Genomic DNA, 22621 nt, shown 5'->3' with positions numbered 1-22621 from the left:
AGGCTCTTAGCATGGATGCTGCTCCCCCGAGCGGCAGCGGAACGAAGCACGACGACTCGCTTCCCCTCGCAGCCTATGTGCGCATCGGGCCATCGGCCTAATCCAGAGGTATCGACTACCGCTCCCTTGGTATCGGGCACACCATCGTGCAATGGCGCGGGCGCGCGACATGCGCTTTCATCTCAGTGCACCAAGTCAACCGTCAAGACCGACGTTCGCGGGTGCAATGAAGCGTGGCTGCCCGACTTCGCGTTGGCGCCGCATGCGATCACGTCAATTAACCGGACTTGAAACTCATGAAACTCCGCATACTCCTCTCCATCAGCCTGCTTGCTTTCGCCGGCGCGCAACATGCCAACGCCCAGGACGGAAAGAGCCGCGCCGAGGTGCGAGCCGAACTGGACCGCGCCATCCAGGCGGGTGAGCTCCTTGCCCCTGGGGAACTGGGTCTTCCCCTCAGGCAGCTGCGCCCGGATCTGTACCCAAGCGCTGCCGTCCAGGGCAAATCACGCCACGAGGTCAAAAACGAACTGGCGGAGGCGATCCGAAGCGGGGAGATCGTGGCTGGTGAGTCTTCCGGCAACCTGAACGAGCTGTACCCCAGCCTGTACCCACCGGTGGCACGCCTTCCCGGCAAGAGCCGCGAGGAAGCGAAGGCGGAACTCGCCGAAGCGCTGCGTACGGGTGACATCCTCGCCGGAGGGGAGCTGGGACTCACGCGATACCAACTCTCTCCGGGCCGCTACGGGGATGCGGCTCGCATGATGGCCACTCCGCGGCCCGTGCCCACCGCGCGACGCGGCACCTTTTCCTGGTCGTTCTGACGTTCGGGCCCCGCGCCAACGGGCGGGACGGCTGTGTTTCGTGGAATGAGGGCGCCGCCTCCGTGAGCGGCGCCCCAGATCCGCGCGTCTCGAGCATCTGCACAGCACGCCGCACGGCCTGCCGTGGTGTTGCCGGGTTTAAGCGGGCCAATACGATCCATCCCACAGACCGAACGTGATGCGCGTACCAGGTAAGGATCGAACGTGTCGATGCGAGCATGACCTCTTCGTCGAGGAAGATTTTCATGTCGGATTTCATCGTTGCGCGGTTCGTCCGCCCCAAGATCAAGCGCATGCGCCGCTCGTGGAGCCAATAGCAGGTCTCATCGCGCATTTGGCCCTTGAGCCTGCGCGTGCCGCCCGCTTGGCTGCGGGCGTCGTCTTGCTTCAGCGGCGCAGGGACAGGGTCCTACGCGCTGAAGAAGGCAATGCCCTGCCACGACTCAGTCCGAGTTTCTGCCGCAATGCGTCCTGGTACTCCCAGTCCGCAGCGCAGTCGGTGTCGCAGAACAGGCGGTCGACCGTGTCCGCGCGACCGCAGTAGTGGCAGGAGCCAGTGGGGATGAGTCCCGGGCCGTGCTGTCGCTGCGCGGCAAGTGCCTCGGCGAGGTGAGTTTGCTCGGCGTGAAATGCGAGGTCTGCTTCGTCGGCCATGGAATCTCCTGATGAAAGAACGGGTCGGGGGTGGGATGGCGCGCGGGGGTGCCCGCGCTCATGGCGCGGTGAGCTGTTCGCCAAGTAGCAGTGCAATCAACCCAGGTTCGCGCTGACGCCGCGGATTGCGCAGTTGGATGTGCACAGGTGTCGGCTCGTTCGCTCCCTCGAACGCTGCTGCGTAGTCGGCACCGCGCAGCGCTTCGCCCAGTCGCCTGCTGAACCGCAGCGTCGTGGGCCACTCCGTTGCGCCTGAAGAGGGGCGTGGCATCGAGGGCTTTGTCTGCATGCATGCTCCGTTGAGGATCGAGGGAGATCGCATGAAAGCAGACGTCCACCGGATGGTCGATTGCACGAAGGTCTTGCCCAGCCTTCCTGCATAGCTGTGTCCCCTGCTTCGGTGGGAGGCGTACCTCGTGCCGCATGAGACCAAGGTACCGGGAACACCATCGTCCAATTGCGGCTTGGGCGACCGCCTGCTTTCATGACGGCATCTTTCGGGGAGATTTGCGATGGATACGTCAGCGATCGGAAGCGGTAGCGCACACGTCTACGAACTGCGTTTTGCCGGGCTGTTCAACACGGGAAGGGGTTATGCGTTCCCCTGCGATAGCGAGGGCAACGTGGACACCTCCGTGCTCACCGAGCACGCGAGAGTCAACTACCTGCGGGCCCGCGCGGCAGTCGGGCGGGACTTCTTTGCGCCCGTGAAATGCACTTGTGAACCTTGCGGGAGCCGTCATGCGTGAAGATGCTCTGCTCCTGTCCCACCGCGAGCCTGGGGTCGCAAAGACCTTTCCACTGTCTTGCGCACGCGCTGCGCTGTCCACGCCCTTGCAGGCGGTGGAAGCCAGTCAATACCGGAACATGGAGAATGCCTTCCGCGCCACGGGCGGATTCGCCAGTTCCGAAGAAATGGTCTTCCGCTTGCGCCGGCACACGGACCAGCCGATCTCGCGCCTGGCACGCTGGATCGTTGACCGCCACGTCATCAGTATCGAGTGGCAGGGACGCACCATGCTGCCCTTGTTCCAGTTCGACCCGGGCACGCTGGTGCCGCGCACCGAAGTCACTGCGGTGATCCGCGAACTGGTCCCGGCGCTCAGCGACTGGGAGATCACTCTCTGGTTTGCCGAGCCGAACGTCTGGCTGGACGAGCACACCCCCGCGGAGACGATCCTGCGCGACGCGGCAGCCGTCTTCAACGCTTCACTGGCGGAGCGTTATCTTGCGCGGGGATGAGCATGGCCAGGGCTGAACAGTGGGATGCAATCGTGGTCGGTGCGGGCCAGGCGGGCCCTGCGCTTGCGGTACGGCTCGCACAGGCGGGCCACCGGACCGCACTGGTGGAGCGTGAACGGGTCGGCGGGACTTGCGTGCACACCGGCTGCACGCCGACCAAAACCCTTGTCGCCAGTGCACGGGTGGCCGCGATGGCGCGCCGCGCCGACGAGTTCGGAGTTCGCGTTGGAGAGCAAGTGTCGGTTGAGTTCGCGAAGGTGCGTGCGCGTATGCGGACGGTCGTGAATCGTTCCGCGGTCTTTCGGGTTGGCTGCAACGCACGGAGGGCCTTTCGCTGATCTCCGGCCACGGAAGATTCGTCAGCTCTGGAACGATCGCTGTAGGCGAACGTGAGCTCAGCGCACCGAAGATCTTCCTGAACGTCGGCTGCCGCCCGGTGGTTCCCGTTTGGGTGCGCAATGCGGGTGTTCCGTACCTCACCAGTGATACCGTTTTCGACCTGCACGAGCTGCCCGCGCACCTCGCGATCGTCGGTGCCGGGGCGATCGGGCTGGAGTTCGCGCAAATTTTCCGGCGCCTCGGCAGCCGGGTGACCGTGGTCGAGCAGGGCGCCACGCTTCTTTCGCGCGAGGACCCGGAGGCAGCTGGTGAAGTGCGCGCAGCGCTGCAGAGCGAGGGCGTGATTTTCGAACTGGCAGCGAGCTGCTTAGGGTTGCGACGCGACGAGAGCTCGGACCACGCTGTCCTCACGTTCCTGCGCGACGGCGCGCCTCAGCGGCTGCGCGCCGACCATGTCCTGGTGGCGACCGGCCGTGAGCCGAACACGGACGACCTCGGCCTGGAGCACGCGGGAGTTGCACGCGACGCGCGCGGCTACGTCGTCGTCGACGGCCGGCTGCGCACAAACCTTCCTGGCATCTGGGCCTTGGGGGACATGAACGGCCGCGGTGCGTTCACGCACACCGCATGGAACGACTTCGAGGTCGTCGCGGCGGATCTCCTGGATGGCCAACAGCGCAGCATCGACGGGCGTGTCCCGCGCTATGCCCTCTATGTCGACCCGCCATTGGCACGGATCGGGGACTCGGAACAGCAGGCCCGTGAGCGAGGCGGCCACGTGCTCGTCGGGTTCATGCAGATGAAAAACGTGGGCCGCGCGAGGGAACGCGCGGAGATCCGCGGCTTCATGAAGGTGCTGGTGGATGCCGCTTCCATGCGGCTGCTGGGCGCCACGCTTGTCTGCGCGGACGCCGACGAAATCATCCACTCACTGGTCGCTGTCATGACCGGGAACATGGATGTGCGCCAGATCGCGGCGAGCGTTCCGATCCACCCCACGATCAGCGAGCTGATCCCGACCATGCTGCAGCGCCTGCAGCCATTGCAGGCCTTCGCGGCCAGGTCCTGATCTGGCGGCTGGACGCTGCCTGGGGCGGTGCGGACCAACCGCCCCAGTCAGCTGCGCCGCACGTCACGCCTTCTTGGCCGCCAGCAGCTTTCGGTCAATCGGCAGCCGTGCAAGGGCCACGCCCGTGGCGGCGAAGATCGCATTCCGAAGCGCCGGCGGTGCGGCGGTCGTGCCGGTTTCGCCGATGCCGCCCGGCGCTTCCCCACTGCGGATGAGGTGCACGTCAATGCGAGGCACCTGGTTCATTCGCAGCACCTGGTAATCGTGGAAGTTGGACTGCTCGATGCGCCCGTTCTTCACCGATATGTTCCCGTAGAGCGCCGCACTGAGACCGAAGATGAGCCCGCCTTCGAGCTGCGCCACGATCGTGTCGGGGTTCACGGCAATCCCCGTGTCCACAGCGCAGGTGACACGGTGCACCTTGACTTCGCCCTGCGTGTCCACTTCGGCCTCGACGACCGTGGCCATGAAGCTGCCGAAGGAGGGCTGTGCACACACACCGCGCCCACTACGCTTGCCGGTCGGCTGGCCCCAGCCCGATTTCTGCGCAGCCAGCTCCAGAGCGGCCTTGAGCCGCGGGTTGCCACCAAGCATTGCGGCACGAAAGGCGACCGGGTCCTTGCCGGCCTTGCGCGCCAGCTCGTCCATGAAGCACTCTATCGCGAAGACGTTGTTGTTGCAGCCCACTCCACGCCAGAAGCCGGTTCGCACAGCCTTGGGCTCGGAACGCACATAGGCAACCCGCAGGTTCGGGAGGTCGTAAGGCATGTCCACCGCGCTGTCCACGGCGTCGATGTCGATGCCCTTCTGGAATGCCGGCGGGAGCCAGCGGGCGAGTATGGAGGAGCCGCACACCTTGTAGTCGAAGGAATCGATCCGGCCGTCCACCAGGGTGGCGGACACGATGTCACGGTACATCGGGCGGTAGATGTCCTGCTGGATGTCCTCTTCCCGCGTCCACACGACCTTGACCGGCACACCTGGGTATTGCTGTGCAACACGCACGGCGGTGAGGGCCATGTCGGGCTCCAGCCGCCGACCGAAACCGCCACCGAGCAGGTGGTTGTGCACCGTCACTTTTTCGGCAGGCATGCGCAGCAGGGCCGCCACCGTTTGCTGGACGCGCGCTATCACCTGCGTACCAATCCAGATCTCGCAGCCATCGGCGTTCACGCGCGCCGTGCAGTTCATCGGCTCCATCGTCGCGTGCGCGAGCAGCGGCAGTTCGTAGGCCGCCTCGTGGCGCATCCCACGTGCCTTGGAGGTGTCGCCCACGGACTTGGCGAGCACTCCCTCTTGCCGGCTGGCCGCGCGCAGTTCGTCCCACATCTGCTGCGTCGAAACCTGCCCGTTCGGCCCGTCGTCCCAATCGGTCTTCAGCGCCTCCAGCCCTTTCTTTGCTGCCCACATGTGGTCGGCGATGCAGGCGACCAGGTCATCGAGTACCACCACCTTGCGCACGCCAGGCACTTTCCTCGCGGCCTGCTCGTCCACACGCCGTACCTTGCCGCCCACGACCGGGCTGGCAGCGACGGTCGCGAACTTCATGCCGGGAAGCATGGTGTCTATGCCGAACACGGCAGCGCCATTGACCTTTCCCGGCGTGTCGAGCCGCTTGAGCGGCTTGCCGACCAGGGTGAAGCGGGAAGGTTCCTTCAGAGGCGCATTCTTCACCGGCGCCAACGCTGCAGCCGCCTCGGCCAGTGCGCCGTAGGCGAGCTTCCGGCCGGACGGGCCGTGGATCACGTGTCCGGACGCGGTCGAGCACTCGCCGGCCGCCACGTTCCAGCGGGCTGCCGCCGCCTGCACGAGGGTGGCGCGTGCGCTGGCGCCCGCAGACCGGAGCGGCGTCCAGAAGGCGCGGATCGAGTTCGAGTTGCCGGTGACCTGCACGCCGAAAGTCGGATTTGCGTAGTGCTTCTCGTCGGGAGGCGCATGCCGTAACACCACGCGCGAAAAATCGGCATCGAGCTCCTCCGCCAGGATCATCGCGATCGACGTGTAGATGCCTTGGCCCATTTCGACTTGCGGCATCACGAGGGTGGTGGTGCCAGTGCGGTCGATGCGGATAAACGCATTCGGGACGAAGTTGCCGTCGAGCTTCCCGGCGGCCACTTCCGGCTCGCTGGCTGCCCCTGACGGCAGATGGAAGGCGAGCACGAAGCTGCCCGCGAAGGCGCCCTTCAGGAGCCCCCGGCGCGACACCGTCCCCGGCGTGGTATCGGCAACGCTGTTCATGACCGCACCTTGCCGGCCGAGGCCGCCTGTTTGATGGCCTGACGCACCCGTACGTAGGTACCGCAGCGGCAGATGTTGCCCGACATCGCGGCGTCGATGTCGGCATCGCTCGGCTGAGGCGTTTTCTCCAGGAGTGCGGTGGCTGACATGATCTGGCCCGACTGGCAGTAGCCGCACTGCACGACTTCCAGATCCAGCCATGCTCGCTGCACACGGGCGCCGACTTCGCTTTTCGCGGCAGCCTCGATGGTCGTGATGTTCTTGCCATTGAGACCAGCCACCGGCAGGACACAGGAGCGCACCGCCTGCCCATCCACGTGAACGGTGCACGCGCCGCATTGCGCGAGCCCGCAACCGAATTTGGTGCCGGTCATGCCAAGGACATCGCGCAAGACCCACAGGAGGGGCGTGTCGTCGGAAACTTCGATGGGTTTCGGCTCCCCGTTGATTCGCAAAATCCTTGTTGACGCCATGGGTGCTCCTTGTAGGGGATGGGGACAGGTTCGCGCGGACGCGCAGCAGGGGGACGCCAGCAACTGTCATTGGCGCGGCGCTGCCGCGTATCCGGCCGGAGTGCGACATGTGGAGCCGACCGCGGCGCAGTGCCCGGCTCGGCCGAATGGCTTAGGGCGCGCCCATGCGAGAGGCGCCCCCTGAGCACCTCCTTCCGGGTAGTAGCTAGAGACGACTTATCCCCTCACAGTCGGTGCCACTGCGCAGCCGCGCAAGGAGCGACGCCGTGGCTGTCGGACCGCCGCAGTAGCGCGCTGGTGCGGGATGAAGCTCTCAACCAGATTGCACGGGCGCAGAGGCCCAGGTGCGGGCTTCAGAATCCTGTTTACGGCGCCGCCGCTTCGGAGCATCCTTGCTGTGCGAGGGCCGCTGCGTTGCTGCAACCTCGAAAAAAAGGAGTCGGAGATGACCGAAGCTGCACGGGGCGCAGCGCCAATGCCCGTCGTGTTCGTCGTTGACGACGACCTGTCCGTTCGCGAGGCACTCGAGTCGCTGTTCAGTACCGTGGGATGGCAGTCCGAAACCTTCGAGTCCGCGCAGGAATTCCTAGCGCGTCCGCGGCAGCTGGTCCCCAGCTGCCTGATCCTCGACGTCTCCATGCCTGGCCTCAATGGGCTCGAGCTGCAAGAACGTGTCGCAGCCGACCGACGGGACATGCCCATCATCTTCGTCACGGGGTATGGCGACGTGCCCACGACGGTGCGAGCAATGAAGGCGGGTGCGGTCGAGTTTTTGACAAAGCCTTTCAGTAACGACATTCTGCTGGACGCGGTAACGCAGGCGCTGGAACGCAGCCGTGCGGCGCTGGAGCGCCAGGCGCAGCTCGCAGCGCTGCGTGAAACCTACGCCTCGCTAAGTCCGCGCGAGCGCGAGGTCATGGCCCTGGTTGTCACCGGCTTGCTCAACAAGCAGGTGGGGGGCGAACTGGGCATCAGCGAGATCACGGTGAAGGCCCATCGCGGCAGCGTGATGCGAAAGATGCACGCCGACTCGCTGCCAGATCTGGTGAACATGGCGGCCCAGCTGGGCATCACGGTGCCGCGCGAAGACTCCACCTCGCCTCCGAAAACCTGACGGGATTCAGGAAGGCGCCGCGAGGTCCGCAACGGCTGGAAGGGTGAACCGAAAGACGTTTCCGCGAGGTGCCGAGGCGTCCGCCCAGAGCTTGCCGCCGTGCGCCTCCACAATCGAGCGGCAGATCGACAGCCCCATGCCAAGGCCCTCGGGCTTGGTGCTGTAGAACGCCTCGAACACCCGACCAAGCTCGCTGATATTCAGAGCAGGGCCGGAATCCCTGACGCCGACCATGACGTCGTCGCCTCCGGTGTCGGCATCCACGATTTCGGTGCTCACCCAAAGATCCCGCGGACCTTCGCCGCCTCCGCCCATCGCATCGATGGCGTTCACGATCAGGTTCAGCATCACTTGCTGCAGCTGCACGCGGTCGCCAAGCACCAGCGGCAGGCCGTCGGCCAGAACGGTGTGCACCCGCACGCCGCTCTTGACCGCTTCGCGCTTGGTGAGCTCGATCACCTCGCGCAGGGCGCCGTTTACTTCCACTCGATCGTTGCGGGGCGGAGCCTTGCGCACCAACGCACGGATCCGGCCGATCACCTCCCGGGCGCGCGTGCCGTCGCGCACGATACGCTGCAGCGCCTCCGCCGCCCCCGCGATGTTGGGGGGCTCTGCCTGCAGTCGCCGCAGGGCGGTGTCGGCGTTGGAGATGACGCCGACCACCGGCTGGCTGACTTCATGCGCAATCGATGCGGTCAGCTGCCCCATCGTGGCGACACGGCTGGCATGTGCCAGCGCCGACTCCACCTCCCGGTAGCGGCGCTCGTTACCGCGCGCCTCGGCCTCTGCGCGCTTGCGCTCGCTCAGATCGATGACGAAGGCAAGTCCTTCCGCGCGGCGTTCATCAAACGCGGCAAGCCCCATCAGGACCGGCACCCGGCTGCCGTCTTTTCGGATGTACTCCTTCTCGAAAGGCGCTACGCTGCCCACTGCCTGCACCTGTGCCATCGTCAGCGCATCGCGCTCGCGCCACTCCGGCGGTGACAGCGTCGCGCGGGTGACGCGTCCGGCCACGAGGTCTGCGCGCTCATGCCCAACCATGCGCAGAAACGCGTCGTTCGCATCGACCAGCACAGGCACTTTGCCGCGGTCGCGCGACTCGACTTTCCAGATGTAGGTGCCGATGATGTTTGCATCCACCAATCGCCGAATCCTGGACTCGCGTTCGGCCAGGTCCCGATAGAGGCGGGCGTTCTCCAGGGCAATCGCCGCCTGGGACGCGAGCATCTTGAGCACTCCCGTGCGGCCCGGGATGAACACGCCCGGTGCGAGATTGTTCTCCAGGTACAGAACTCCGCTGAGCTTGGCCTGCGTCAGCAGGGGAAGGCAGAAGATCGAGCGCGACTTGTGTTGCCGCACATAGGGATCCGCGGCAAAAGAAGGATGGGATGCCGCGTCATCGAGGATCACCGGCTCCAGAGTGCGCAGCACGTACAGCAGGACTGATTTCGGCAGGGTTGCGTCGGCCACCGGCCCGTCGCGCAGCTCGATTGCCACGGTGTCGCCGTCCACGATGGCTTCCGCCTCGATGCGGGGCTCCGGATCCCCGGGGATGATGAGCGCTCCCCGCTGGGCGCCGGCTTGCTGAATGGCGGTGCGCACCAGGGTTCCGAGCAGCTTGTCCAGCACGATCTCACCGGAGATCGCCCGCGAAACGTTCACCACCGTGGCGAGGTCAAGGTTCTCGAGTGGCGCGCCTATGGTTCCACTGGCGGGCGGCGGGGCAAGTGCATTGCCCAGGTGCGGATGCAGGGTCTCCAGCTGCCGGACCTTGCCGTCCGCCCCCCACCGCAGGTACCCGTTGCGGGCCTTGAGCAGGTGCATCTCCGCCTGGTCGGCGAAGCCTTGCTCCGCATGGAAACCAGCCGCGAGCTCATGGGCCAGCGCCTCGATGTGGTTCAGGCCATTGGCGCGCGCGGAACGGATTGCCCGCTCGTACAGGCGCATCGACTCGAGCTCACGGGCGGAGTTCCGCGCGATTTCGGCGCCGACGAGCGCCGCACAGCTCTCGAAGTTCTCGGGGCAATTTGACGCCCATGCCTCCAGTTGCGCGTGGTGCACGTTCGCTTCCGCCAGATGCAGCGCCCGGGCACTGGCCACGCTCCGATCGCAGCACGCCAAATGTGAAAGCGCCCCATAGAAGCGGTACTCCACCGGCTCGATGGTGCTCAGGTTGGTGGGAAGCAGCTGCTGCAGCTTGCCCACCGCGGCGAGGGCTGCAGGATAGTCCCGCCCGAAATAGCGAGCCTTCAGTTTGGTCGTCCAGTACATGAACTGCACCATTCCCGACTTGCCTGCGTAGCGTGAATCGATTTGCGCCTCATCGAAATCGACGTCGTTGAGGCTGCCGAAGCGGGGAGTCAGGCCCCGCAGCATGCGTGCAAGCGCGACATTCGCGCGCAGCAGGTCGGTGAACGATTCGAACTTGACGGTGCGGCCGAACGCAACTCCTTCCTCAGCCTCGCGCTGAACCAGAGCCAGTGGGTCGCCGGTCGCGAATCGGTTGGCGCTCATACCCTTTGCACACACCGTCGCGTAGTACAGGTAGCCGCTGTCGCGTGCATCCTTGAAGGCGACATTGATCAGGTCGCGTCCCGCCCGGTAGGGACGCGTCCAAGGCATCACCATGTTGCCCAGCAGGAAGTACACGGCCGGCCGAAAACGCGCGAGTCCTCGCCGGTCCACCAGCTCGCGACCGAGCTCTCCGAGGCGGTAAGCACCCTGGTAGTCGCCGAACAGGCGGCCTGCCACGATGCCCAGCCGCACATAACCTGCGGGAGAGGCGTCACTGTTGCCGCTTGCCAGGATCAGTCGTACGGTACGGCAAACCAGCACTGCATAGAGGGGCACCTTGTTGAAAAAGGCCGGCACGGTGAGCTTGCTCAGCACATCGAGGGTGGCCACCGCCTCGGTATCGGTCATCAGCGGAAGGCCGAGCAACTCATCGCGCGAGCGGGCGGCGAGTTGCGCCTGCGTGAGCTCGTATTCCGCCCGTACCTCCTCCTCGGTCGGTTCCTCCGGCCAATTCATTCCGAGCTCACGCAGGAAAGCAAGGCCAGTGGCAATCGCGCGATCGCCCTGGTCCAGCGTGGTGTGCATGTCGATCTGCAGACAGGTCACGCGCGACCGTTCTACCGTGTTACGGGCGCGGAGCGCCAACTGCGCCAGACGCTGCTCCGCCTCTTCGGTGGCGTCGGTGAGGAACGCGCATTCAGCGCGCTGAAGTTCGAGCCGGAACGCCAGCGCGTGGCGTGTCTCCCAACAGCTTTCGTCCAGCAATGCTGCGCCGGCCGCGAGATACCGGGTTGCCGAGGCATACGCCGTGGAGGATTTGGCGCGTTCGGCTGCGTGCAGGTTCAGTTCCGCGACCTCATCCCGCTCCTGGCGCCCGGTGATCAGGTGTGTGCTGCGGTTGAACTGGTTCACGATCTCGAAGATGATTTCGCCCCGCTGCGTGGGTGGGGTGCTGGTCGTGAGCAGCCGTCCTATGCGCAGGTGCTTGTCCGCGCGCGAATCCTGCGCAATGAGCGAATACGCCGCTTCCTGCACGCGGTCGTGGTGAAACGCGTAGGTCGTGTCAGACCGCAGCACCAGCCCGGAACGGACTGCTTCCCAGAGGTCTGCGTGCAGCTGTTCTGCGGGCGCCTCGCACACTGTCGCCAACAGGTCGAAGGGAGCGCGATGTCCAATGCAGGCTAGCTGTTGCAGCACCCGAAGAGACCGTGCCGGCAGCCGATTGAGCTTGGCCACCATGAGGTCGACCACGTTGTCCGTGTAGCGCTTCGACTGAATACGATGCAAGCTCCACGCCCACTTTGCGTTCGCATGATCGAAGGTGACCAGCGCCTCGTCGACGAGCGCGTGCAGGAACTGGATCACGAACAGGGGATTCCCGCCGGTTTTCTCGTGCACCAGACGTGCCAAAGGCGCCGCCCGCTCGGGGTCGCACCGCAGAGAGTCCGCAATGAACTGCGTGAGGTCCGTGTGGGCAAGGGGTGTCAGCACGATCTCCCGCACCGGCGCACCCAAGCGCCGGATCGCCTCCAGCTTGCGCATCAGCGGGTGCGCGGGGCTGACCTCGTTGTCGCGGTACGCACCGATCAGAAACAGGTGACGGTCATGGTGCGCCAGCACGTCTTCGAGCAGGTCGAGTGTGGCGGCGTCCAGCCACTGCAGGTCGTCCAGGAACAGGCAGAGCGGGTGCTCCGCGGTCGCAAAGACAGACAGGAAACGCTGGAACACGACCTGGAACGCACGGTGCGCATCCTGCGGCGGCAGCCGCGACACAGGGGGCTGCTTTCCGATGACCAGTTCCAGCTGTGGGATCAAATCCACCATCAACTGCCCGCTCGCGCCCAGCGCTTCGTTCAGCGCGGCCTGCCATTGCCGCAGTTCCGCCTCGCTCTTGCTCAAGAGCTGGTCCACCAGTGCCTGAAACGCCTGCGCCAGCGTGGCGTATGGGATGTCCCGTTTGTACTGATCGAACTTGCCGGACGCGAACAGGCCGCGCGCCGGCACCAATGCCTTGTGCAGTTCGTGCACCACCGAGGATTTCCCAATGCCGGAATACCCGGAGACGAGCACGAGCTCCGGCTGCCCCTTTGCGAGAACCGTTTCGAAGGCATCCAGGAGCACCTGAACCTCGCCGGTGCGGCCGTACAGCTTCTCCGGAATCAGCAACCGGTCCGGCAAATCGTTGGTGGCGAGGGCGAAAGAATGGATGCAGCCCCCGGCGTCCCATTCGGCGAGGCAGTGGCGCAGGTCGTGCTGCACACCCGCCGACGTCTGATAGCGCTCCTCGGCCGTCTTGGCCAGCAGCTTCATCGTGAGCTCCGACAGCGGTGCAGGCACGCCGGGCAGCCTCTCGCCGGGGGCGATGGGGGAGCGCGCGATGTGGCAATGGATCCAGTCCATCGGATCGGCAGCCGAGAAGGGCAGCGCGCCCGTGAGCATGCGGTAGAAGATCACTCCGAGCGAGTAGAGGTCACTGCGCGAGTCCATCGAGCGGTTCATGCGCCCGGTCTGCTCCGGCGCCATGTAGGCCAGGGTGCCGGCGATGAACTCTGGCGGGGTTGGCGCCTGGCGCTCGCGGGGCAAGCGGGACGCCAAGCCCAGCCCGGTCAGCCTGACCTGCCCGGCAGCATCGACCAGGAGGTGCACCGGCTTGAGGTCCTTGTGAACCAGTCCCTGGCGGTGAAGTTTCGCCAGCGCGCCCGCGGTCGCGATCGCCAGCCGGAGGAAGCGCTCGATTTCGAGCGGGCTGCCTAGCATGTCCTCCAGAGGCTCGCCCCCCGGGTCCTCGAGCACGAGCATGGGGCGGTCCTGGTCGCGCACGAGTTCCAGCGGGCGCACGGCCCAGGTGCTGTCGAGCACTTGGCGCAGACCGTATTCGTGCGCGAGCCGATCGATGCTCGCGCGCGCCGGGCGTTCGGCGATCAGCCGCAGTGTGAGCACGGTGCGCGACGGGCCATGGCCGTCGTCACGCAAGCCGCGGCACAGCGCACGCTCGCCATCGTCCCACAGCACCTGCAGCCGGTCCTCGTCCAAGCGCGCGCCAACACCAGTCGTGTTCATCGAATGTCCGGGCCTGGCCGCAGGATCTGGACTTGGTATCCTGAAAGCTGTCATGTGTGCACGGAAAGCCAGTGCGCCGTGTCGAGCTCTTCGGTTTGCGCACTGAAAGCCGGCGCAACGTCACCGGGTGCCGAGGATGCGCCGGCGTGGCAACCCTGTCCACCCTACCTTGGTATCGATGGGGCACCGCATGAGGGGATGGGCGCGGCGCCGCCAGTGCAGCCTCTCTGTCCGATGGCCGACAAACGCGCCAAGCCGGAGGTGGATGCGCGCACGGCGATGGAAGACCAAAGTGAAGGCACTGCGCGCAGCCCGCGTGACTTGCGCAGATCCCAACTCACCCTTCAACTTCAGGAAACCTCATGTCGAACAGCATCGTCGTGGTCTATTTCAGCGGCTACGGACACACCCACAAGATTGCCGAAGCGGTCGCCGCTGGCGCCGGAGCGCACCTGCTGCGCGTCGATGACCTCGGCAATCTGCCCCCTGACGGCTGGGACGAGCTGGCCGAGGCGGACGCCATCATCTTTGGTTCGCCCACGTACATCGGGAATGTCGCGTGGCAGTTCAAGAAGTTCATCGACGAGTCGTCCAAGGTCTGGGCGGCGGGCGGATGGAAGGACAAGCTGGCGGCGGGTTTCACCAATTCGGCCGGCATGAACGGCGACAAGGCGTCCACGCTGTCCGTCCTGTTCACCATGTCCCAGCAGCACGGGATGCTGTGGGTCGGCACGGGCATGATGCCGGCCAACTCCAAGGCAGCCAAGCGCGACGACATGAACTACGTGGCGACCTTTGCCGGACTGGGCACCACGACGCCGTCGGACGCCACCATCAACGAAATGGTCCGGGGGGATCTGGAGACCTCTCGCCTGTTCGGCCGGCGGGTCGCAGCAGTGGCGGCGCGCTTGCGCGTGGCCGATGCCGAGCCGGTGAACTGACCGGCCGTCGGAGCAAGCTGCGGGGCCACGCGGCCCCGCACCAACTGAGACCAAGGTATCGTTTACGCCGCCCTGAATCTCGGGCAATCTCTGTCGGACATTGCATGGGAGCCGGGATGAACACTAGCGGGAGCGGGGTGCGTGCGGTGGGCGCGGCGCGCCCGCTGGTATGCGTGGTGGACGACGATGAGTCAGTCCGCGAAGCGCTGCCCGACCTGCTCGGAGAATTCGGTTTCGCCTCGCAGGCGTTCGCCTCCGCCGAGGAATTCCTCGCTTGCGTCCCGATTCCGGGCGCCGGCGCGCTCATCCTTGACGTCGCCATGCCCGGCATGACGGGCCCCGAGCTGTTTCTCGAACTGAAACGCCGCGGCTCCACGATCCCCGTGATCTTCATCACCGCCCATGCCGATCCGGCGCTGCTGCCGCGAATGGGGGAGCAGGGGGCGGTCGCATGTCTCTTCAAACCCTTCAGTGACACCGCGCTGCTGGAGGCGATCACGACTGCGCTGGACAAGAGCTGACGGCGGGCGGGACGGCTCCCGCGTACGACTTCTGCCAGAGGCGCGAGTCCCTATCCTGCCGGATGGAGCTGCCCTGGACGCTGCGTAGCCTGACCTCTCCGGTGCCGTGCACCGGGCATTCACGGTTCATTCCAGGAGAGAACATGTTTCCAGTCCAAGGGTCGGCGCCGTCGCGCCGCGTCTTTGCCACTTCCGCCGCGATGCTCGCGCTGGCGGCGATCCTGCCGCTCTCCGCGTCGCGAGTGCACGCGCAGGAAGACACCGCCATTCGGCCATTTCACGTGAAGGTTCCAGAATCCGATCTGCGGGACTTGCGCAAGCGTGTACTGGCGACACGCTGGCCCGACCGGGAAACCGTAGCCGATCCGTCCCAGGGCGCGCAGCTAAACAATGTGCAAGACCTGATGCGCTACTGGGGCACAGCCTACGACTGGCGCAAGGCCGAGGCCAAACTGAACGCGTTGCCGATGTTCGTGACGAAAATCGATGGCGTCGACATTCAGTTCATCCATGTGCGTTCGCGCCATGCCGGCGCGCTGCCGATGATCATCACCCATGGCTGGCCCGGCTCGATCATCGAGCAGCTGAAGATCATCGACCCGCTGGTCAACCCCACCGCGCATGGCGGCCGCGCCGAGGATGCCTTCGACGTCGTGATCCCGTCGTTGCCGGGCTATGGCTTCTCGGGCAAGCCGGTTGACAAAGGCTGGGGTCCCGATCGGATCGGCATCGCCTGGGACGTGCTGATGAAGCGCGTCGGCTACACGCGCTATGTCGCTCAGGGCGGAGATTGGGGCTCGCCAGTCGCCCAGGCAATGGGCCGGCAGGCACCGTCTGGTCTGCGGGGCATTCACGTCAACCTGCCGGCGGCGGTTCCGGGCGAGCTGGTGCCGCTGATTGGAGCAGGTGCGCCGGCACCGGCTTCGCTGTCCGAAAAGGAGAGGGCGACGTTTGATGCGCTCGTCTCGTTCAACAAGATGGGCAATCTCGCCTACGTGACCATGCTGGGCGCACGGCCACAAGCGGTGGGCTATGGGCTGACGGATTCTCCCGCCGGCCTGGCGGGCTTCATGCTCGTGCATCCCGGCTTCGCCAAGTGGAGTTACGGCGCAGATCCGCGGCAGTCGCCCACGCGTGATGACGTCTTGGACAACTTCACGCTGTATTGGCTCACCAACAGCGCGACCTCCGCGGCACGCCTGTACTGGGAAGGCGCTGGGCGCGGCGTCACCAATTCGGCAGCGCAAAGAACCCGCGAGATCACGGTGCCGGTGGCGGTGACTTCTTTCCCGGACGAGGTCTACCAGCCGCCAGAAAGCTGGGCGCGCCTCGCTTTCCCCAGCCTGGTCTATTTCCATGAAGCGGAGAAAGGCGGTCACTTCGCCGCGTGGGAGGAACCGGAAATCTTCGCTGCGGAACTGCGCGCGGCGTTCCGGACCGTACGCTGATCCCGGCATGTGTGGCGCCGGCGACGAACGTCCCGGCGCCACACGCCTTTATTGCGGCAAAGGCCGGCCACCTTGTTCCGCAATCATGTACTCGGCATACCACTCGGGCCAGGTGCCATGGGCTGCGCCGGTGCGTTTTTCGTGTTCGCCATGCGCGGCCTCGGCCCGGCGCAGCGCGGCGGCCAGATCGCCCCGTGACGTGAACACCGTGTCGGGACCGTCCATGCGCCCCGGCAGGCGCGCGGTCACTTCCTGCAGCAGCCAGCCATTGCCGTCGGGATCCTCGAACGACGCGTACGACGCATAGGTGCGCCGCATCGGCTCAGGGCCCTTGGTGGGTTGCTCGCCGGGGGCCGCATGGAACACCTCGCTGACGTCGACGCCTCGATCGACCAGCGCAGCGCGCGCCGCTTCGATGTCGGAGACCACCAGAAAGAGCCTTTGCGCCGAGCCGGGCGCGGCCTTCGTCGCGCCCCTGCCGAAATGGATGGAGCACGGCGAACCGGGCGGGGTCATCTGCACGAGGTGCAAATCGCCGCGGACGATCTCGGCGTCAAGTCGCCAGCCTAGGCCTGCATAGAAGTCCCTCGCGCGAGCGGTATCCGCAACGGGGATGGTGACGACCTCGAGTTTCAGGTCGACGGACCCGGCGCGCGGGGTGGCGGTCGCAGCGTCGCTGCGCACGGCGGTGGTGCTCATGTCTTTCTCCTTGAGTGGGCTCGCGCCCMTTTGCGGGCGCGAGCCGATCAGAGCAGGCGCAGCGGACGAGGCCATCGGACCGAAGTACGACCCGGATGTGCGACGCAGGTGGCTTAGCCGCCGTCGTGCGATCGATCATCCTCTCCCCATCTGTTTTCATCCGTGCCCAGCGCGCGCGCCCTTTGTTCCTCCCAAACGAACCTATGACATCCATATCCTCCCTGTCGCGCCGCGGGTTCCTCGCGACATCGGCAGCCGCACTTTCCATCACCCCCCTCGCGAACGCGAGCACAGCAGGCGCAGTCGGCGAAGTGGCGTCCACCGGCACCGTGGCGTCCGTTCCACATCGCGGCGCCGACGATGGCGTGATCCGTCCGCTGACCGTCCACGTGCCGCAGGCCAAGCTGGACGACCTGCGCCGGCGCATCCTCGCCACGCAGTGGCCGGAGAAGGAGACCGTGCCCGGCACCTCCCAGGGCGTGCCGCTGGCCACCATGGAGGCGCTGGCGCAGCACTGGGCTACAGGCTATGACTGGCGCAAGGTTGAAACCAGGCTGAATTCGCTTCCGAATTTCGTGACCGAGATCGACGGCCTGGACATCCATTTCATCCATGTGCGATCGAAGCATGCGGACGCACTGCCCATGCTCATCAACCACGGCTGGCCAGGCTCCGTGATCGAGCAGCTGAAACTGATCGAACCCCTGACGAACCCCACGGCGTACGGGGGCGCCGCATCGGACGCCTTTCACCTGGTGATCCCGTCGATGCCGGGCTATGGTTTCTCCGGAAAGCCGACTGGCACGGGGTGGGGTCCCGAGCGCATGGGCCGCGCGTGGGACGTGCTCATGAAGCGGCTGGGATACGCGCGCTACGTCGCGCAGGGTGGCGATTGGGGTGCATTCGTCGTCGACCAGATGGGGCTGCAGGCGCCGCGCGGGTTGCTCGCCATCCACACCAACATGCCCGCCACCGTCCCAGCCGACGTGGACAAGGCGCTCCAGGTGGGCGCGCCGGCGCCGGCCGGCTTGTCTCCGGAAGAAAGTCGGGCCTACGGGCAACTGCAACGCACGTTCAAGCAGGTGGACTACGCACGCTTGATGGCTTCGCGTCCGCAGACCCTCTACGGGATTGCAGATTCACCCGTCGGCCTCGCCGCCTGGCTGCTGGACCACAACGACGCGGACGACCAACCGGCGGCGACCGTCGCTGCAGCCCTGCAGCGCGCCGCGAGTGCGAACGGCGAACTCACTCGCACGGAGATCCTGGACAACATCACCTTGTACTGGCTGACGAACACCGGCGTCTCCGCGTCGCGTCTCTACTGGGAATACAAGGGCGGATTCTTCAACGCCAAGGGCGTAGGCATCCCGGTTGCGATGACCATCTTTCCCGGCGAGCAGTACGAAGCCCCGCGCAGCTGGGCGGAGCGGGCGTATCCGAAGCTCGTCTACTTCAACAAAGCCTCCAAGGGCGGGCATTTCGCCGCCTGGGAACAGCCTCTGCTCTTCGCAGCGGAGTTGCGCGCGGCTTTCAAAAGCATTCGTTAAAGGTGGCGACATGAACAGATCCAAATCAACCGTGGCGGGTGCAATGCTCGCGGTCGCCGGCCTGCTGGCGCTGCCCTCGGCGCATGCGCAGTTGCAGGGCACGAAACGCACCGACCTGCAAAGACAGGACTTGAGCGCACCAGGACGTGAGGTCATCCAGGCGATCGTCGCCATCGACCCCGGCGTCACCGCCGCAAGGCACTCGCATCCAGGTGAGGAGATCGTCTATGTCCTCGAGGGCACGCTGGAGTACCAGCTCGATGGCAAGCCGCCGGTGACCCTCAAGGCCGGCGACGTGCTGTTCATTCCGGCGGGCACCATCCACACCGCGAAAAACGTGGGCACCGGCTACGGCGCGGAACTGGCCACGTACATCGTCGAAAAGGGCAAGCCCCTGCTCGCACCTGCGCCGTGAGGGATCCCCATGATCGATGACTCTTTCGACCGACGTCGTTTCCTGGGCACCCTGGCCGTAGCGGGCGGCCCTTTCTTGCTGCCGCCCGCCGCGGTTGCGCAGCGTGCAGCCGCGGCTTCCTTCAGCGGCGTGAAGCAGGTCCACGCAGGCGTCCTCGACGTGGGCTATGTGGAAGCCGGTCCCGCCGAGGGTCCTCCGGTGATCCTGCTTCACGGCTGGCCGTATGACATCCACAGCTTCACCGAGGTGGAGCCACTGCTGGCGGCGGCCGGATTCCGCGTGCTGGTCCCCTATCTTCGCGGATACGGCTCCACGCGCTTCCTCTCCGCCGCGAGCGTTCGCAACGGCCAACCGTCCGCGCTCGCGGTCGACACCATCGCCTTCATGGACGCGCTCGGCATCGGCAGCGCCGTCATGGCCGGATTCGATTGGGGCGCGCGCACCGCGAACATCGTCGCGGCACTGTGGCCGGAGCGCTGCAAGGCCATGGTCTCCGTCAGCGGCTATCTGATCGGCAGCCAGGCGGCGGGCAAATCGCCCTTGCCGCCGGGAGCGGAGCACGAGTGGTGGTACCAGTATTACTTCGCGACCGACCGCGGCAGGGCGGGCTACGAGCGCTATCGCCGCGAGTTCGCCCGGCTGATCTGGCAGCTTGCGTCGCCGAAGTGGAAGTTCGACGATGCGACGTTCGAACGCAGCGCAGCGGCCTTCGACAACCCGGACCACGTGGACATCGCCATCCATAACTACCGATGGCGTCTGTCGCTCGCTCCAGGCGAGGCCAGGTACGACGCGCTCGAGGCACGGCTGGCGCGCTTCCCCGTGATCAGCGTGCCCACGATCACCATGGAAAGCGACGCCAACGGTGCCCCGCACCCCGATCCGTCCGTGTACGGGAAGAAGTTCTCCGGGCCCTACGCGCACCGGCACGTCACGGGAGGGATCGGCCACAACTTGCCGCAGGAAGCGCCTCAGGCCTTTGCCCGCGCTGTCATCGACGTTGCAGCTGGACGGGTGACCGCATCATGACCTCGGACAACATGCATACGATCACGCGGCGCGGCTTGCTGGCCGGTTCTCTGGCGACCCTTTCCACGCACGTGCTGCCCGCCGCGAGCGAAAGCACGCAAACCGCCGAAGCGACCGGCACGAGCGCCATCCGCGTATTTCGCGCAAACTTCCCACAGGCCGAACTACAGGACCTGCGCCGGCGCATCCGAGCGACGCGCTGGCCCGGGCGCGAATTGGTTGGCGACGCATCGCAGGGGGTGCAACTCGCGACGATTCAGGCCTTGGCGCGCCACTGGGGGACTGAGTACGACTGGCGACGCTTCGAGGCCAGGCTGAACAGCTATCCGCAGTACATCACCGAGGTCGACGGCGTGGACATCCACTACATCCACGTGCGCTCGGCGCAGCCGGGGGCCCTGCCGGTGATCATCACGCACGGATGGCCCGGCTCGATTGCCGAACAGATGAAAATCATCGGTCCGCTGACTAAGCCCACGGCGCACGGCGGGAAAGCGGCGGACGCATTCGATGTGGTGATTCCTTCGCTGCCGGGGCACGGCTTCTCGGGCAAGCCGACCTCGCTCGGGTGGGATCCGATCCGCATCGCGCGTTCCTGGCTGGCGCTGATGCAGCGGCTTGGTTATTCGCGCTACGTGGCGCAAGGAGGCGACTGGGGTAACGCGGTCACGGAGCAGATGGCGTTGCTTGCGCACGGCGAACTGGCGGGTATCCACACCAACATGCCGGCGACGGTGCCCGACGAGATTGCGCGTGCACTCCAGTCCGGCGCCGCAACCCCGCCCGGCCTTGCGCCCGATGAGCAGAATGCGTACGAACAGCTCGCCTCCTTCTACAAGCATGGCCTGGCCTATGCGCAGGAAATGGGAAATAGGCCGCAGACGCTGTACGGAATCGACGATTCGCCGCTGGGACTGGCCGCGTGGATGCTCGATCACGATGCCCGAAGCTACAAGCTGATCGCGCGCGTCTTCCAGGGACAGTCGGAGGGCCTCACTCGGGATGACATCCTGGACAACATCACCTTGTATTGGCTGACCGGAACGGGCGTCTCCTCGGCGCGCCTGTACTGGGAAAGCAAGCTGCCCTTCTTCGCGCCCAAGAATGTGCCCATTCCCGTGGCCGTGAGCGTCTTTCCCGACGAGATCTATGCGGCCCCAAGGAGTTGGGCGGAACGGGCCTATCCGAAGCTCGCGTACTTCAACCGCCTCGACAAAGGCGGCCATTTCGCTGCGTGGGAGCAACCACGGCTCTTTGCCGCCGAACTCAGGGCTGCCTTCCGGCCGCTGCGGGCGAGCGTGCGACAGGCCTGATCGCTTCGCGTTGCCCGACAGGAGAGATGACAGTGACTGCCTTACGTATCCTCTTTGGGATGGCTATCGCCGCGTTGGCATTGGCGACCGTGATCCAGTTCGTGGAACAGGGCAACGGTCGCATGCTCGACCGGACACCACTCCCGTCGCTCCATGCGGAGCCGGCCATGCCTGCCTTGGAGGGCGCGGTCGCGTGGCTGAATACAAAGCCCCTTTCGGGTGCGCAACTGCGCGGCAAGGTGGTCCTCGTCGACTTCTGGACGTACTCCTGCATCAATTGGCATCGCACGCTCCCGTATGTGCGCGCGTGGGCTGAGAAGTACAAGGAGCAGGGCTTGGTGGTGGTTGGCGTGCACACGCCGGAGTTCGGCTTCGAGCGCGACCTGGACAAGATCCGCGAAGCTGCTTCCCAGCTCCAGGTCGGCTATCCGGTGGCGGTGGACAGCAACTACGCGATCTGGAACAAGTTCGGCAACAGCGCCTGGCCTGCGCTCTATCTCATCGATGCAAACGGCCGAATCCGACACCGCCACCTCGGGGAAGGGGATTACGACGGGGCAGAAAGGATGATTCAGAAGCTGCTGGCCGAAGCGGGCGTGAGCGGTGTTCCGGGCGACCTGGTACAGGTGCAGGCGAAAGGCAGCCAGGCGGAGGCCGACTGGTCCAACCTCCGGTCACCGGAGACGTACCTCGGCCGCGAGCGCACGAGGAACTTCTCGACGCCAGGGGGGCTGAAGCCAGGAAGCGCCGCCTACGCCGCGCCCGAAAGCCTGCGGCTGAACGCCTGGGGTCTCGGCGGCGAGTGGACCACCGCGCCGGAAGCGGTGCGCCTGGACTCGGCAAACGGGCGCGTCGTCTACCGCTTTCACGCGCGCGACGTGAATCTCGTGATGGGACCTGCGGCCCGCACGAACCCGGTGCCGTTCCGCATCCGTATCGATGGCAAAGCCCCCGGCGCGGCGCACGGGAGTGACGTCGACGCGGAAGGCCGGGGCACGCTGGTCGAACACCGTTTGTACCAGCTCGTGCGCCAGGCAGCGCCGATCGCCGATCGCACCTTCGAAATTGAATTCCTCGCGCCCGGAGCCGAGGTCTTTGTGTTCACGTTCGGCTAAGCGGGCGGGGGGATCGCCGATGTTGGGCGTAGGCTCCTCATTGCGAATCAGGTTGGGATGAAC

The 22621-nt window shown here is 65.8% G+C and carries 19 protein-coding genes; 13 read left to right on the top strand and 6 right to left on the bottom strand.

Annotation, left to right across the window (positions count from 1 at the left end; translation table 11 throughout):
- Positions 1-296: 296 nt before the first annotated feature.
- Complete coding sequence (locus tag AC1DSA_RS05905) at positions 297-824, top strand: DUF4148 domain-containing protein (RefSeq protein ID WP_477887429.1); 528 nt, start codon at positions 297-299, stop codon at positions 822-824.
- A 387-nt stretch (positions 825-1211) separates the two neighbouring features.
- Here the strand turns inward: AC1DSA_RS05905 and AC1DSA_RS05900 are convergent, their stop codons facing one another.
- Positions 1212-1478 (bottom strand): hypothetical protein, encoded by a 267-nt coding sequence (locus tag AC1DSA_RS05900; RefSeq protein ID WP_477887027.1) that lies wholly within the window; start codon positions 1476-1478, stop codon positions 1212-1214.
- A 58-nt stretch (positions 1479-1536) separates the two neighbouring features.
- Positions 1537-1767: a hypothetical protein gene (locus AC1DSA_RS05895; protein WP_477887025.1), complete on the bottom strand. Its 231-nt coding sequence runs from the start codon at positions 1765-1767 to the stop codon at positions 1537-1539.
- Positions 1768-2345: 578 nt separating this feature from the next.
- On the opposite strand from AC1DSA_RS05895, the gene AC1DSA_RS05890 reads away from it, so the two are divergent.
- Genes AC1DSA_RS05890 through AC1DSA_RS05880 form a run of 3 tightly spaced genes read left to right on the top strand, consistent with a single transcriptional unit; the run spans position 2346 to position 4128 of the window.
- Positions 2346-2720: a hypothetical protein gene (locus tag AC1DSA_RS05890; RefSeq protein WP_477887023.1), complete on the top strand. Its 375-nt coding sequence runs from the start codon at positions 2346-2348 to the stop codon at positions 2718-2720.
- Complete coding sequence (locus AC1DSA_RS05885; protein ID WP_477887021.1) at positions 2717-3058, top strand: FAD-dependent oxidoreductase; 342 nt, start codon at positions 2717-2719, stop codon at positions 3056-3058. The genes AC1DSA_RS05890 and AC1DSA_RS05885 overlap by 4 nt, the downstream gene beginning before the upstream one ends.
- Entirely contained in the window at positions 3031-4128 is a 1098-nt protein-coding gene (locus AC1DSA_RS05880; RefSeq protein WP_477887427.1) for an FAD-dependent oxidoreductase, read from the top strand. Before AC1DSA_RS05885 ends, AC1DSA_RS05880 begins: the two co-directional genes overlap by 28 nt.
- 63 nt (positions 4129-4191) lie before the next feature.
- On the opposite strand, the gene AC1DSA_RS05875 is transcribed toward AC1DSA_RS05880, so the two are convergent.
- Together AC1DSA_RS05875 and AC1DSA_RS05870 are read right to left on the bottom strand one after the other, a co-directional pair.
- Positions 4192-6366 (bottom strand): xanthine dehydrogenase family protein molybdopterin-binding subunit, encoded by a 2175-nt coding sequence (locus AC1DSA_RS05875; protein ID WP_477887019.1) that lies wholly within the window; start codon positions 6364-6366, stop codon positions 4192-4194.
- On the bottom strand, positions 6363-6839 hold the full coding sequence (locus AC1DSA_RS05870; protein WP_477887017.1) for a (2Fe-2S)-binding protein: 477 nt from the start codon (positions 6837-6839) through the stop codon (positions 6363-6365). Before AC1DSA_RS05870 ends, AC1DSA_RS05875 begins: the two co-directional genes overlap by 4 nt.
- Positions 6840-7284: 445 nt before the next feature.
- Here AC1DSA_RS05870 and AC1DSA_RS05865 point away from each other — a divergent pair, with 445 nt between their 5' ends.
- Complete coding sequence (locus tag AC1DSA_RS05865; protein ID WP_477887015.1) at positions 7285-7953, top strand: response regulator transcription factor; 669 nt, start codon at positions 7285-7287, stop codon at positions 7951-7953.
- A gap of 6 nt (positions 7954-7959) precedes the next feature.
- Here the strand turns inward: AC1DSA_RS05865 and AC1DSA_RS05860 are convergent, their stop codons facing one another.
- The gene (locus AC1DSA_RS05860; protein ID WP_477887013.1) at positions 7960-13527 is read right to left on the bottom strand and encodes a trifunctional serine/threonine-protein kinase/ATP-binding protein/sensor histidine kinase; all 5568 of its coding nucleotides are present in this window, start codon (positions 13525-13527) and stop codon (positions 7960-7962) included.
- Positions 13528-13889: 362 nt separating this feature from the next.
- Between AC1DSA_RS05860 and AC1DSA_RS05855 the strand changes: the two genes are divergently transcribed.
- The 3 genes from AC1DSA_RS05855 (at position 13890) to AC1DSA_RS05845 (ending at position 16437) form a co-directional block, all read left to right on the top strand.
- Positions 13890-14468, top strand: coding sequence for a flavodoxin family protein (locus AC1DSA_RS05855; RefSeq protein ID WP_477887011.1), 579 nt, complete (start codon positions 13890-13892; stop codon positions 14466-14468).
- Between the two features lie 176 nt (positions 14469-14644).
- Positions 14645-14989 (top strand): response regulator transcription factor, encoded by a 345-nt coding sequence (locus AC1DSA_RS05850; protein ID WP_477887009.1) that lies wholly within the window; start codon positions 14645-14647, stop codon positions 14987-14989.
- Positions 14990-15132: 143 nt separating this feature from the next.
- Positions 15133-16437, top strand: a complete 1305-nt coding sequence (locus tag AC1DSA_RS05845; RefSeq protein WP_477887007.1) for an epoxide hydrolase family protein — start codon at positions 15133-15135, stop codon at positions 16435-16437.
- Positions 16438-16485: 48 nt separating this feature from the next.
- Here AC1DSA_RS05845 and AC1DSA_RS05840 read toward each other — a convergent pair whose 3' ends face one another.
- A complete protein-coding gene (locus AC1DSA_RS05840) occupies positions 16486-17136 on the bottom strand; it encodes a VOC family protein (RefSeq protein ID WP_477887005.1) in 651 nt (216 codons plus the stop codon).
- A gap of 203 nt (positions 17137-17339) precedes the next feature.
- Between AC1DSA_RS05840 and AC1DSA_RS05835 the strand changes: the two genes are divergently transcribed.
- Genes AC1DSA_RS05835 through AC1DSA_RS05815 form a run of 5 tightly spaced genes read left to right on the top strand, consistent with a single transcriptional unit; the run spans position 17340 to position 22558 of the window.
- Positions 17340-18686, top strand: coding sequence for an epoxide hydrolase family protein (locus tag AC1DSA_RS05835; protein WP_477887426.1), 1347 nt, complete (start codon positions 17340-17342; stop codon positions 18684-18686).
- 10 nt (positions 18687-18696) lie between these two features.
- Positions 18697-19101 (top strand): cupin domain-containing protein, encoded by a 405-nt coding sequence (locus AC1DSA_RS05830; RefSeq protein WP_477887003.1) that lies wholly within the window; start codon positions 18697-18699, stop codon positions 19099-19101.
- Between the two features lie 9 nt (positions 19102-19110).
- On the top strand, positions 19111-20130 hold the full coding sequence (locus AC1DSA_RS05825; protein WP_477887001.1) for an alpha/beta fold hydrolase: 1020 nt from the start codon (positions 19111-19113) through the stop codon (positions 20128-20130).
- Positions 20127-21443 carry an epoxide hydrolase family protein gene (locus AC1DSA_RS05820; protein WP_477886999.1) on the top strand — a complete coding sequence of 439 codons (1317 nt, stop codon included), beginning with the start codon at positions 20127-20129 and terminating at the stop codon, positions 21441-21443. Before AC1DSA_RS05825 ends, AC1DSA_RS05820 begins: the two co-directional genes overlap by 4 nt.
- Positions 21444-21502: 59 nt before the next feature.
- Positions 21503-22558, top strand: coding sequence for a thioredoxin family protein (locus tag AC1DSA_RS05815; RefSeq protein WP_477886997.1), 1056 nt, complete (start codon positions 21503-21505; stop codon positions 22556-22558).
- The last annotated feature ends 63 nt before the right edge of the window (positions 22559-22621 follow it).

This window comes from Ramlibacter sp. P4_H7 (assembly GCF_056400765.1).
Note: the sequence above shows the minus strand (reverse complement) of the source record. Positions and strands in the feature narration are given on the sequence as shown.